This window comes from Acidimangrovimonas pyrenivorans (assembly GCF_042643245.1).
Lineage (GTDB): Bacteria > Pseudomonadota > Alphaproteobacteria > Rhodobacterales > Rhodobacteraceae > Acidimangrovimonas > Acidimangrovimonas pyrenivorans.
Map to the genome: position 1 here is coordinate 39,685 of NZ_JBHRSK010000007.1, position 11,122 is coordinate 50,806.

Here is an 11,122-nt window from a genome sequence, read left to right on the forward strand (position 1 = left end):
GGTGAGGGGCGCCGCGCTGCGACTTCGCGATAGCGGGCCTTCATCCGCGGTGCGGCGTCGCGATGTTTCGATGCCGCGAGATCAGGTCAACTGGTCATAGGCAGCGGTGGCGATGCGGCGCAGATCCTCGCGGCGGATGTCGCCGACCAGGGCGTAGCCGAAGGGGCCGTCGGTCCACCAGAACCCCTGATCCTGTCCCTTGCTGAAGAAGCGGAAGGCGGTGTCGTCGCCCTTGGTCCCCTGCGGCGCGACATAGAGGGTGACACGCCGCCCGGCGTCGTTTTCATACATGAACAGCGCCGCCGCGCCGGTGTCGCCGGGCAGCACCCGCCCGCCCATCAGCCGGTAGCCGAGCTTGTCGAAGGCCGGGGCGTGGATCGGATGGCCGAGGCGTTTCGAGATCCAGCCGGTCAGGTGGTCGGCATCGCTGGCCCGCACCTCGACCGGGTGGACGACCTCGACGGCATAGGTGCGGTAGGCGTCGGCCGCGGCCTGGGCGAGGCTGTGCCCGGGCAGCGGCGCGCCGGGGCCGCGCGCCAGCCAGCCGCCGCCGGCGCCGATCGCCAGCAGCGCGACGGCGGCGGCGATGCGAAGATAGGCGCCCCCTGCCCCGCGCCCGGGCCTCCGGGCGCCGGCAATCACGGCGCTCAGGCGCGCGGGCACCGGCTCTTCGGCCACCGGGCCGTAGGCGGCAGCCAGCGCCGCGTCCTGTTCGGCCCAGTCGGCCAGCCTGACCTGCGCCGCCGGGTCCTCGGCCAGCCGCGCCGCGACCTGTGCCTGTTCGGCTTCGGACAGGGCACCCGCGTGATAGGCCAGCAGTTCTTCATCGCTCAACGGGGTCATCGGCTCCTGCCTTTCGTCTTGGCCTCGCGGCCGGTCAGGGCGCGCAGGTTGGCCCGCGCCCGCGCCAGCCGCGACATCAGCGTGCCCTTGGGGATCTCCAGCGCCTCCGCCGCCGCCTCGAAACTGAGGCCTTCCAGCACCACCAGCAAGAGCGCCTGACGCTGTTCCTCGGGCAGGCGCTCCATCGCCGCACGCACCTCGGTCAGGGCAAGATGCCCGTCCTGCGGCGGCGGGGCGGAGGGCTCCGGAAACAGCCCCTCGACCGGAACCAGATGGCCCGGCCGGGGGGCGGCCCGCCGAAGGTCGCGGTGACGGTTGAGGAGGATGCGGAACAGCCAGGCACGGACCGGCCCCTGGCCGCGCCAGTCGCCGCGCCGCGCCACCGCGCGCTCCAGGCAGTCCTGGACAAGGTCATCGGCCGCGTCGCGATCCCGGACCAGCGCCCCGGCATAGCGGCGCAGGGCGGGGATCGCGGCCTCGATCTCGTCCAGGATTTTCATGTCGTCTCGGCTCCCGTTCAGGGCCGGGCGAGGTGCCAGACGCCCTTGACGCCGTCGCCCGTGACATCGCCGGACGTCTTGTCCTTGAACCAAGTGTAGAGCGGCTTGCCCTTGTAGGTCCATTGCAGCGAGCCATCGTCGCGAGCGATGATGCCGAAATGGCCCTCGGGCCTGTCGCCCGCCTTGGCGGCGAGCGGAGGCCATTTGACGGCGCAGTCGCCGTTGCAGGCCGAGCGCGCCTCCTTGTCCTTGACGAATGTGTAGAGGGACATGCCGTGACTGTCGGTGAGGATCGTGCCCTTTTGGCTCTTGCCGTCCATCGCCGGCGCGGCGGACAGAGCGGCAGGAAGGGCGATCGCCACGGCGAGCGGAAGGATCAGGCGGCGGAAGGTCATGATGCGGGCTCCTTGGTTGCTGTCGCGGGCCGGTTTCGACCAGACCCGACATCAATGACGCGCGGCGCAGGCAATTAATCCCGCGGCGGGAGAAAAAGCTGCCCCATCGGGTGCGCGCCTCTTCGAAGGCTGCTGCGCATCGCAGGAACCGGGGCGAGAGATGCAACGCCGCCCTTGTTCGCGGGCGGGACGCCCGGGCTTGCCGCTGGCCGCGCCGGGACGCTCTGCGATGCCGGCGCGGCGCGCCGCGGCAGGTCATGACTTGCCGCGTACGGCTGCACCGGTGAAGGCGCCGCCTGGAAAGACCCCTCTGGCGTGCCAGATCTCATCCGGCCGTATCTCGACGATACGCTCGGCGCCGTCCACCTCTGCGGTTCGGGCCGCAGACCAGTTGATCCGGGCCCGGCCCGTCAACAGGATCGCGGCGCCACTGGCGAAATCCGGAATCAACAGCCCGGCGCGACCGCTGGCCGTGATATTGCCGAGCGTGTTGAAGTAGCGGTTGCCGGCATAGTCCGGAAAGCAGAGCGCGCCGTCCGCATTCGGCCGCAGGACCCCGGGCGGCCCGCCGCGATGGGAAACATCCGCCCCGCCCCGGGCGCAGGTTGCGATGAAGAACGTGTCCGCGGACAGGATGATCCGGCGCGCGGCCGCATCGTCGGCTGCAATGCGGGTGGCAGCGGCAGCCGGCAGCGCCCCGGCAGGCAGCCGGATATCGCGGCGGCGGATGTATTTCGGGCAGTTGCCGTAGCTCTGTTCGACGGCGATGGTCAGGGCCTCCCCGGTCGCGGCGGCGATGGTGCCGTTCACGCGATTCCGCCGTCGGGTCGCGAAGTCGAGCCCGAGCACCGCCGCCCTGGCGCCCGGCCGCAGGTCGAGTCCGAGCCTGTCGGCAAGAACCGGGAGACCGTCGAGCGACAGCTGGGCGGCTGTCGCCCTCGCGCCGGCGGCAAGGGGGCTGACGCTGGCCCATGGCCGGCCCTGCCCGTCCTGCAGGCCGAGAAACAGCAGCGGCAGGTTCTCGACGAACCTCTGGTGCTGCGCGGGCATGGCCGGGCGGATGGCGCGCGCCGCCCGGTCGCGCCAGTCTTGCGGAACCCCGGCGCGGTCCTGCACCGCGCGTTCGCCGTCGTGAAAGATCTCGTCGCTCCGGGTCATGACATCCGCCCTTCCGCTTCAGCTGTCTTCGGGGAGCGGCGAAGGGGCCATGCCGACACAGCCCGGCTGCGCCCCGATCCGGGCCAGCCAGGCGCCTATCGCCGGGTAGGCTTCGAGGCTGCCCTCGCCCTCGGGGGCATGGGCGATATAGCTGTAACCCGCGATGTCGGCGATGGTGACGGCCGCAGCGGCCAGGAAGCCACGGCCTTGCAGCACCGGCTCGATCTCGGCCCGGCCCACCGGGAACTCGACGCGGTCGCGCCAGCGGCTGTCCGGCATAGGAGCCAGCGCCACCCCGGCCGGATCGCGGGAGTTCCAGCCATCCTCGGCCAGGCGGGCCTTTTGCCGGGCGCTGTCTTCGGTGAACGGGGGAAGCGGGGGGCGGCGCATCGGCGTATCCTTTCCGTCTCGGGCATGGAAAAGGCGCGGCGGCCGGGAAAATCCCCGGCCGCCGCGCGGTTGGTCAGGCGGCGAGATCGCCGGCATCGACCGCCGGAAAGTCGATCTCGGTGCCGGCCAGCTCGTTCAGGTAGTTGGTCCAGATGTTCAGCGCGACATGCTGCACGATCTCGATGATCTGGCCGTCGTCGTAGCCGGCATCGCGGATCGCGCGCAGGTTGTCGTCGGCGACGCGACCGCGCGCGTTCAGCACCTCGACGGCGAAGCGCAAGGCGGCATCCGCCCTGGCATCGTTCGAACGGCCCAGGCGGTTGGCCGCGATCTCGGTCTCGTCGAGATTGGCCAGGGTCTTGCCGAGGTAGCTGTGGGCGGAAAGGCAGTAGCTGCAGCCGTTCGCCTGCGCCACGGCAAGCGCGACCCGTTCGCGGGTGGCGGCCGGCAGCCGGCCTTTGCCGAGGGCGCCGAACAGGCCGAGATAGCCTTCCAGCGCGGCCGGGCTGACGCCGGCGAGGCGGAACAGGTTCGGGACCGATCCGAGCTGTTTCTCGACCGCCTGCAGCAGCGGCTGCGAGGCTTCGGGCGCGGTGGCAATGTCGGCCGGATAGGGGATGCGGGGCATGTGAAAGCTCCTTTGCTTGCTGTGTCAGCCGGAGTTAGGTGCTTTCATTGATTGATGGCAGACAGTAATATCGAGATGGATGTTTCCATAAATTGGAAATCGCATGACCGATCGTCTCGAGACCATGGCCATCCTCCTGCGGGTGGTGGAAGAGGGCAGCCTGACCGCCGGCGCGCGGGCCTTGCGGATGCCGATCGCCACCGTCAGCCGCCGGGTTTCCGAACTGGAGGGCAAGCTGGGCGCCGAACTGCTGCTGCGCTCGCCCCGCGGCCTGACGCTGACCGACACGGGCCGGACCTATGTCGCCGCCTGCCGCAGGATCCTGGAGGACGTGTCGGAGGCCGAACGCATCGCCTCCGGCGAGTTCTCCGCGCCGCGCGGGGTGTTGACCATGACCGCCCCGATCGTCTTCGGCCGCTTGCATGTGCTGCCCGCGGTCAACGCCTTCCTGCGGGCCTTCCCGGATGTCGACGTGCAGCTGGAGCTGACGGACCGCCCGGTCAACCTGCATGAAGAGCATCTCGATCTGGCGGTGCGCATCGGGCCGCTTGCCGACAGCGTGTTCATTGCCCGCAAGGTCGGCGAGGTGCGCCGGATCGTCTGCGCCAGCCCCTCCTACCTTGCGGAGCGCGGAACGCCGGCGGCCCCGGGCGAGCTGTCGGCGCTCGATGCCATCACCTTCCAGAACCTGATGTCGCCGCGGGACTGGCGGTTTGGTTCCGGCCGGCAGGAAAGGACCGTGCCGGTGCATTCGCGGCTGGTCGTGAACACCGCCGAAGCGGCAGTCGACGCCGCCGTCGACGGGCTCGGCTTTACCCGCGTTCTGTCCTACCAGGCCGCCGCCGCGATCAGGGCCGGGCGGCTCGTGCCGCTGCTGCAGGATCACGAGCCCGCGCCCTGGCCGGTCCATCTTCTCTACGAGCCGCGCCCCTTGCTGCCGCAGAAGCTTCGCGCCTTCCTCGACTTCGCGGCGCCGAGGCTGGCGGCCGAACTGGCCTGATCCTGGCCGCGCAGATGGCGACGGTGCCGGCAAGATGCCGGCCTCGATTGCTGCCGGTGGTGGCGGCGCCGCGAGGGCGCGCCTCGTCCCGCTTGGCAGCCATTCGAGCCGCAAGCGGCTGAAGACCGCCCCCTTCTCGTCGGGCCGCGACACGACGTGACCGGCCGTTGCCGCCCTTCAGGAGCATGACGCGCGGCCCCGGAGGCGGCCATCCGAACCGTTGCAGCGGATGGATGGCACCTTCGCCCCCTGCGACCGGACACCGGCGAAGGGCCGGCGCCGTCGAGCGGATCGAGCACGAGAACGCTCCGCCCGAGAGGCAGCCGCTTGCGGCCGCACAGGCTCAGACCTTGATCATCTTCCTGCGCGTCATCAGCCCGTCGGGGCGGAACAGCATGACGAGGATCACCAGCAGGATCGAGAAGGCATCGCGATAGGGCAGCAACGCGTCGGGCAGGTAGGCCTGCAGGAAGACCTCGACGAAGCCCAGCAGGAAGCCGCCGGCGACCGCTCCGGACAGGCTGCCGAGGCCGCCGATCACCGCCGCGATGAAGGCCTTGAGCACCGGCAGGAACCCCATCAGCGGATCGACGCTGCCGCGCTGCGCCACCCATAGCAGCCCGGCCACGCCGGCCAGCAGCCCCGACAGCGCGAAGGAGGTCGCGACCACGGTGTTGGCCCGGATCCCCATCAGCTGGACGACCGCGAAATCCTGGGCCGCGGCGCGCATCGCGCGCCCGGCGACGGTGCGGGCGAGGAACAGGTTCAGCGCCACCAGCATCAGTGCCGTGACCGCGATCGAGATCGCCTGGATCACCCCCAGGTGCAGCGCCCCGATCGCGATCTGCCCCGACAGCGCAGCCGGAAAGTTGATCGGCAGCGGCCGCGCCGAGATCAGGTCCTGGAACAGGATCCGCAGGATCGCGCTGATCGCGAAGCTGGTCAGCAGCAGTGTCGTGCCCGAGGCACCGCGCACCGGGCGGAAGGCGACCGCCTCCATCGCGGCGGCCAGAACCACCGCGGCGACCACCGCGACGGCGCAGGCCAGCGGAAAGGACAGCCCGGCGAGCAGCGCGAAGTAGAGCGCATATCCCGCGGCGGTCATCAGCTCGCCATGGGCGAAGTTGATCAGCCCGGAGATCGAGAACACCACGGCAAGGCCGAGGGCCAGCAGCGCATAGGTGCCGCCGAGGCTGAGGGCGTTGACGAACTGCTGAATGAAGATGTCCATATCCTGGATCCTTTGCTTGCAGGTCCCGGCGCCGCTCAGGCGCCGAGATAGGCGTCGCGGACGCTCGACGAGGCCGCCAGTTCGGCGGCGCTGCCCGAGATCTCGACGCGGCCGTTGACCAGCACATAGCCGCGGTCCGCGATCTCGAGCGCCCGTGCCGCGTTCTGCTCGACCAGCAGGATCGTCAGGCCCCGGTCGCGCAGGCCGGCGATCAGGTCGAAGATGCCGTCGACGATCTGAGGTGCAAGCCCGAGCGAGGGCTCGTCGAGCAGCAGAAGGTCGGGCGAGGACATCAGCGCCCGGGCGATGGCCAGCATCTGCTGCTCCCCGCCCGACAGCGATCCCGCCTTCTGGTGCAGCCGCTGGCCGAGGATCGGGAAGCGCGCCAGCATGTCGGCCTCGACCGCGTCGAGCGGCCCGCGGCGTTGATGCCGGGCGCCACCGAGCAGCAGGTTCTCGGCCACCGTGAGCTCGGCGAAGACCCGGCGCCCCTCGGGCACCAGGGTCATGCCGCGACGAACGATCGCCTCGGTGGCCATGCGTCCGATTTCGGCCCCCTCGAAGCGGATCGCCTTCGCCTGGCGCGGGGCCAGCCCGACCAGCGCGTTGAGGGTCGAGCTCTTGCCGGCGCCATTGGCGCCGAGAAGGGTCACGATCTCGCCGCGCCGCACCGACAGCGAGAGTCCCTTCACCGCCTCCACCGGGCCATAGGTGACATGCAGGTCGAGGGTCTCGAGCAGGGTTTCAGAACCGGTCATTGTCCTCTCCAGATCTGGCGGGAGACCACGCTCCCGGGCGGGCGGCATCGGGCGCGCTCAGGGCGCGGGCACCTTGCTGACGGGCGGGATGCCCTGGCTGACCAGCTCGCGCTTATCGCTGACGATGCGCACCAGGGAGACGCTGCGCAGCGGCATGCGGTCGGTGCCGGCATAGGTGATCGCCCCGGTCACGCCCTGCACATCCTTGAGGCCGGCGATGGCGTCGCGGATCGTCGCCGGGTCCAGGCTGCCGGCCTTCTTCACCGCTGCCGCGATCACATGGGCCAGGTCATAGCCGTTGGCGATATAGAGCGTGTCGGGCTTCTTACCGGTCAGCTTCTCGTAGCGGGCGTTGAAGGCGGCAAGCTTGCTGCCGGGCTTGGCGAAGCCGGCGGTCGAGTAGACCACCCCGTCGACCAGCTTGCCGAGGCCGAGCGTGGTCGGCGTGTCGATCCCGTCCGAGCCGAGCACCGGGATCTTGACGCCGGCGCCGCGCAGCTGGCGGATGAAGGCCGGGAACGCCGGTTCGTAGGCCGAGGTCATCAGCACGTCGGGCCGGGGGTCCATGGCGCTGATCTTGGTCACCACCGCGCTGAAATCCTGCTGGCCCAGGCTGTAGGAGGCCTGGCCGACCACCTTGCCGCCCTCGGCCTTGAAGACCTTGCCGAAATACTCGGGCAGCTTCAGCGTATAGGCGCTGTCGGGCGAGACCAGAAGATAGGCGGTCTTGTAGCCCTGCTTGATCGCGTATTCGGCCAGCATCGTGCCCTGCTCGTTATCGGCCGGATAGGCGCCGAACATGTAGTCGCCGACATCGAGCGGAAGCGTCGGGGTGCTGGCGCAGAACGAGAAGGTCGGGATCTTCGCCTGCTGGGCGATCAGGCCGGCGGCGATCGAGGGGTCGGCGTCGCAGGGGGTGATCATCACCTGGATCCCCGCCCCGGCCAGGTCCTGCGCGGCAAGCGCGGTCTCGGCGGTGTCCGAGCGGGTGTCCTTGGTGATCAGCTTGATCTTCCACTTGCCGTCGATGCCGCCGGCGGCGTTGATCTCGTCCACCCCCATGCGGAAGCCCGCCAGCGAAGGCTGGTCGTAGGGCGCCAGCGCCCCGGTCTGGGCCGTGGCGAGGCCGATGGTCAGGTCCTTGGCCTGGGCCGGCAAGGTCGCCGCCGCGGCCAGGGCCGTCGCCGTCACGGCGATGCGGAGTGCCTGTCTGGTCATGTCAATCTCCCTTTGGACATGGCGGCCGCGATTTCCCTTGCCGCGGCCGGTGGTTGTATCTTGGGCGCTCACACCGCCTCTGCGGCGCGGCTGCCGATATAGGCCTCGACGACATGGGGGTCGGCGCGGACCTCGTCCGGGGTTCCCTCGGCGATCTTGCGGCCCTTGTTGAGCACCACGATCCGGTCGCAGAGCCGCATGATCAGCTTGAGGTCGTGCTCGACCACCATCAGGCCGATGCTGTGGTCTTCGCGGATCTGGCGCAGCACCGCGATCAGTTCGTTGGTCTCGGTCGGGTTCATGCCGGCGGCGGGCTCGTCGAGCAGCAGGAACGAGGGCCGCAACGCCAGCGCCCGGGCGATCTCGAGCCGCCGCTGGGCGCCGTAGGGCAGCGTCGCGGCCAGGCGCCCGGACATCTCGGCCAGCCCGACAGCCGCCAGCGCGGCCCGGGCCTCGGTCACCGCAGCCTCCCCGCGCGCGCCCGCGGCCTCGGCCGCGGCCCGCACGTTTTCCAGCACCGTCAGGTTCCGGAACAGGCGGATGTTCTGGAAGGTGCGCCCGAGCCCGGCCAGCGGCACCTTGTGCACCGGCATCTGCGCGACGTCGTGCCCGCCCAGCCGGACCGTGCCCGAACTGGCGGGCACGACGCCGGAAATCGCGTTGATCAGCGTCGACTTGCCGGCGCCGTTGGGGCCGATCAGCCCGACCACCTGGCCCGGCTCGACCGTGAAGGAGACATCCTCGAGCGCGATCAGCCCGCCGAAGCGGCGCCCGACGCCGTCGACCTCGAGCTTGCCGACGAGGCGTTCGACCCCGGTGCCGGGCCGCCCGGCCGCGGTCCGGGCCTGCCCCGGCGCCGCCAGGCGATCCGCGAACCGCTCGTCCAGCTCGCGCAGGCCGAACAGACCGTCACGCAGCTTGTACATCGACAACAGGATCACCAGCGCCCCGCCGATCGAGGTCAGCCCGAACATCGGCGGCAGGTGGACGCCCGCGATGGTCGCCCCACCCTCGATCTGGCGCAGCAGCTGGAGGACCACGAACATCACCACGGTGCCGCCCAGGGCGCCGGTCACGGTCGAGATGCCGCCGAGGATCAGCATCGCCATCAGCAGGAAGGTCAGGTTGAAGTAGAAGTCCTTGGGCGAGAAAGCCCCGAGGAAATGCGCCAGCAGCGCCCCCGCCACGCCGCACAGCAAGGCGCTGAGGAGCCAGGCGGCGAAGCGTTCACGCGGGATATTCACCCCGATCGAGGTGGCGGCGATGTCGTCCTCACGCGCCGCCCGCAGCGCGAGCCCGGAGTGCGATTCCTTGTAGAGCCGCGCCAGCACCACGCTCAGCGCCGCGATCGGCATCACCGTCAGCGGATCAAGCCCGCTGGGAATGCCGAAGAAGGTCTGGCTGCCCCGCGTGATGTTGCCCGAGGCGACCAGCACGACATAGACGATCACGAGAAAGCCCAGCGTCACGATCGTCGCCGCCTCGCCCCCGAGCCGCGCCATCGGCAGGCCGAAGACAAGCGCCGTCACCGCCACCACGAGAAGCGCCGCGACGAGGCCGAGCCACAGGCTGTGACCGGCCAGCCCGTGAAGCATCGGCGGCAGATGCGGCAGCGCCACATGCAGGATCCGCGGATTGATCGTCACCAGCCCGGACGCGTAGGCGCCGAGCGCCATGAACCCGCAATGGCCGAAGGACATGATCCCCGAGTTGCCGGTGTAGACCCCGGTTCCGACCACCGCGATCACGTAGATCATCAGCAATGTCGCAAGCCGCGCGGTCGCGCCCGGCAGCAGCCATTGCGCGACGAGCCCCAGCGCCACCAGCGGCAACGCCAGAAGCACCGCTCCACTCAGCTTCATTCCGCGCGCTTCCATCATCCACCCTGTCCTCTTTGGCGGCCCGACAGCAGGCCCTGTTCGTGATGCCTCAAGCAAAACGGCGGCCAAGCGCAATGTCAAGAATTTTTCAAATTTTATGCTTATGTTGACAAATGTAATGAAATGCACAATCGTTGGTCACAGCCCTGTGCCGGCCGGATCGGCTCGGGCCTGGCAGGAAAGAAACGGAGGGAGCCATGTCGATTCGGAGTTTGCTGACGGATAAGGGCATCGAATTCACGCCCGCCGACCGCAAGCTGGCGCGCGTGCTGCTGGCGAATTACCCGGCGGCGGGACTGAACACGGTGGTCGCATTCTCCGCCGCCGCCGGGGTGTCGCCGCCATCGGTGGTGCGATTCGTCAACCGGCTGGGCTTCCCCAGCTATCCCGAGTTCCAGCGCGCCCTGCTGGCCGAGGTCGAGGAGCGGATGAATTCGCCGCTCGAGATGCTCGATGCCGGCAAGGGCATGGACGCCCCGGAGGGGATCTATCAGGAGGTGCTGCACGCGACCTCGGTCGCGGTCGAGCAGACCGGGCTGGCCTCGACCGCCAGCGACGTCGACGAGGCGGTGCGGCTGCTGACCGACGAGAATGCCTCGGTCTTCTGCCTCGGCGGCCGCTTCTCGGGCTATCTCGCCGGCTCTCTCTGGGCGCATCTGAACCTCTTGCGCCCGGGCTGCCGCCTGATCACGGGCGCGACCGCCGACCGGGTCGACAGGATCGCCGACATCCGCCGCCGCGACGTGCTCGCTGTCTACGACTACCGGCGCTACCAGATGGACACGATCAGCCTGGCCCGGGCCGCCGCCGAGCAGGGCGCGCGGATCCTGCTGTTCACCGACCGCTGGCAATCGCCGATCGCCGAACTGGCCAAGACCATCCTCACGGTGCCGGTCGAAAGCCCGACGCCCTTCGACACCATGGTTCCGGCCCTGGCGCAGACCGAGGCGCTGGTCGGCGTGCTCACCGCCAGGCTGGCCCAGCGCTCGCGCGCGCGGTTCGAGCGGATCGAGGCGTTGCGGCGCCAGGCCGGCATCACCGAGTTCGCCCCCGATCCCGCTTCCGGCCCCGCTTCCGCCAAGCCGGACGGCGGCGACGGGGACCAGTGACATCCAACAAGG

13 protein-coding genes are annotated in these 11,122 nt (G+C 69.9%); 3 read left to right on the forward strand and 10 right to left on the reverse strand.

Annotated elements, in window-relative coordinates; translation table 11 throughout:
* Positions 1-81: 81 nt before the first annotated feature.
* The 6 genes from ACFOES_RS10525 to ACFOES_RS10550 form a co-directional block, all read right to left on the reverse strand.
* Positions 82-843 carry an anti-sigma factor family protein gene (locus tag ACFOES_RS10525; RefSeq protein WP_377833231.1) on the reverse strand — a complete coding sequence of 254 codons (762 nt, stop codon included), beginning with the start codon at positions 841-843 and terminating at the stop codon, positions 82-84.
* On the reverse strand, positions 840-1,343 hold the full coding sequence (locus ACFOES_RS10530; RefSeq protein WP_377833232.1) for a sigma-70 family RNA polymerase sigma factor: 504 nt from the start codon (positions 1,341-1,343) through the stop codon (positions 840-842). Before ACFOES_RS10530 ends, ACFOES_RS10525 begins: the two co-directional genes overlap by 4 nt.
* A 17-nt stretch (positions 1,344-1,360) precedes the next feature.
* On the reverse strand, positions 1,361-1,738 hold the full coding sequence (locus ACFOES_RS10535) for a COG4315 family predicted lipoprotein (RefSeq protein ID WP_377833233.1): 378 nt from the start codon (positions 1,736-1,738) through the stop codon (positions 1,361-1,363).
* A 255-nt stretch (positions 1,739-1,993) separates the two neighbouring features.
* Positions 1,994-2,896, reverse strand: coding sequence for a pyridoxamine 5'-phosphate oxidase family protein (locus tag ACFOES_RS10540; protein WP_377833234.1), 903 nt, complete (start codon positions 2,894-2,896; stop codon positions 1,994-1,996).
* An 18-nt stretch (positions 2,897-2,914) separates the two neighbouring features.
* Positions 2,915-3,286, reverse strand: coding sequence for a DUF1348 family protein (locus ACFOES_RS10545; RefSeq protein WP_377833235.1), 372 nt, complete (start codon positions 3,284-3,286; stop codon positions 2,915-2,917).
* Between the two features lie 73 nt (positions 3,287-3,359).
* Entirely contained in the window at positions 3,360-3,914 is a 555-nt protein-coding gene (locus ACFOES_RS10550) for a carboxymuconolactone decarboxylase family protein (protein ID WP_377833236.1), read from the reverse strand.
* A 103-nt stretch (positions 3,915-4,017) separates the two neighbouring features.
* On the opposite strand from ACFOES_RS10550, the gene ACFOES_RS10555 reads away from it, so the two are divergent.
* Both ACFOES_RS10555 and ACFOES_RS10560 read left to right on the forward strand, forming a co-directional pair.
* Positions 4,018-4,914, forward strand: coding sequence for a LysR family transcriptional regulator (locus ACFOES_RS10555; RefSeq protein WP_377833237.1), 897 nt, complete (start codon positions 4,018-4,020; stop codon positions 4,912-4,914).
* Positions 4,915-4,948: 34 nt separating this feature from the next.
* Positions 4,949-5,074 carry a hypothetical protein gene (locus ACFOES_RS10560; RefSeq protein WP_377833238.1) on the forward strand — a complete coding sequence of 42 codons (126 nt, stop codon included), beginning with the start codon at positions 4,949-4,951 and terminating at the stop codon, positions 5,072-5,074.
* Positions 5,075-5,257: 183 nt separating this feature from the next.
* Here ACFOES_RS10560 and ACFOES_RS10565 read toward each other — a convergent pair whose 3' ends face one another.
* The 4 genes from ACFOES_RS10565 to ACFOES_RS10580 all read right to left on the reverse strand — a co-directional run bounded on the left by ACFOES_RS10565 (position 5,258) and on the right by ACFOES_RS10580 (position 9,983).
* Positions 5,258-6,145 carry a branched-chain amino acid ABC transporter permease gene (locus ACFOES_RS10565; RefSeq protein WP_377833239.1) on the reverse strand — a complete coding sequence of 296 codons (888 nt, stop codon included), beginning with the start codon at positions 6,143-6,145 and terminating at the stop codon, positions 5,258-5,260.
* 35 nt (positions 6,146-6,180) lie between these two features.
* Complete coding sequence (locus tag ACFOES_RS10570; RefSeq protein WP_377833240.1) at positions 6,181-6,903, reverse strand: ABC transporter ATP-binding protein; 723 nt, start codon at positions 6,901-6,903, stop codon at positions 6,181-6,183.
* A gap of 57 nt (positions 6,904-6,960) precedes the next feature.
* Complete coding sequence (locus ACFOES_RS10575) at positions 6,961-8,121, reverse strand: ABC transporter substrate-binding protein (protein ID WP_377833241.1); 1,161 nt, start codon at positions 8,119-8,121, stop codon at positions 6,961-6,963.
* 68 nt (positions 8,122-8,189) lie between these two features.
* Positions 8,190-9,983: a branched-chain amino acid ABC transporter ATP-binding protein/permease gene (locus ACFOES_RS10580; RefSeq protein ID WP_377833242.1), complete on the reverse strand. Its 1,794-nt coding sequence runs from the start codon at positions 9,981-9,983 to the stop codon at positions 8,190-8,192.
* Between the two features lie 215 nt (positions 9,984-10,198).
* On the opposite strand from ACFOES_RS10580, the gene ACFOES_RS10585 reads away from it, so the two are divergent.
* Positions 10,199-11,110, forward strand: a complete 912-nt coding sequence (locus ACFOES_RS10585) for a MurR/RpiR family transcriptional regulator (protein ID WP_377833243.1) — start codon at positions 10,199-10,201, stop codon at positions 11,108-11,110.
* Positions 11,111-11,122 lie beyond the last annotated feature (12 nt).

Excerpts from the sequence above, each read along its gene's own strand:
- ACFOES_RS10525 (WP_377833231.1), bottom strand. The coding sequence starts at position 843 with ATGACCCCGTTGAGCGATGAAGAACTGCTGGCCTATCACGCGGGTGCC.
- ACFOES_RS10530 (WP_377833232.1), bottom strand. The coding sequence starts at position 1,343 with ATGAAAATCCTGGACGAGATCGAGGCCGCGATCCCCGCCCTGCGCCGC.
- ACFOES_RS10535 (WP_377833233.1), bottom strand. The coding sequence starts at position 1,738 with ATGACCTTCCGCCGCCTGATCCTTCCGCTCGCCGTGGCGATCGCCCTT.
- ACFOES_RS10540 (WP_377833234.1), bottom strand. The coding sequence starts at position 2,896 with ATGACCCGGAGCGACGAGATCTTTCACGACGGCGAACGCGCGGTGCAG.
- ACFOES_RS10545 (WP_377833235.1), bottom strand. The coding sequence starts at position 3,286 with ATGCGCCGCCCCCCGCTTCCCCCGTTCACCGAAGACAGCGCCCGGCAA.
- ACFOES_RS10550 (WP_377833236.1), bottom strand. The coding sequence starts at position 3,914 with ATGCCCCGCATCCCCTATCCGGCCGACATTGCCACCGCGCCCGAAGCC.
- ACFOES_RS10555 (WP_377833237.1), top strand. The coding sequence starts at position 4,018 with ATGACCGATCGTCTCGAGACCATGGCCATCCTCCTGCGGGTGGTGGAA.
- ACFOES_RS10560 (WP_377833238.1), top strand. The coding sequence starts at position 4,949 with ATGCCGGCCTCGATTGCTGCCGGTGGTGGCGGCGCCGCGAGGGCGCGC.
- ACFOES_RS10565 (WP_377833239.1), bottom strand. The coding sequence starts at position 6,145 with ATGGACATCTTCATTCAGCAGTTCGTCAACGCCCTCAGCCTCGGCGGC.
- ACFOES_RS10570 (WP_377833240.1), bottom strand. The coding sequence starts at position 6,903 with ATGACCGGTTCTGAAACCCTGCTCGAGACCCTCGACCTGCATGTCACC.
- ACFOES_RS10575 (WP_377833241.1), bottom strand. The coding sequence starts at position 8,121 with ATGACCAGACAGGCACTCCGCATCGCCGTGACGGCGACGGCCCTGGCC.
- ACFOES_RS10580 (WP_377833242.1), bottom strand. The coding sequence starts at position 9,983 with ATGAAGCTGAGTGGAGCGGTGCTTCTGGCGTTGCCGCTGGTGGCGCTG.
- ACFOES_RS10585 (WP_377833243.1), top strand. The coding sequence starts at position 10,199 with ATGTCGATTCGGAGTTTGCTGACGGATAAGGGCATCGAATTCACGCCC.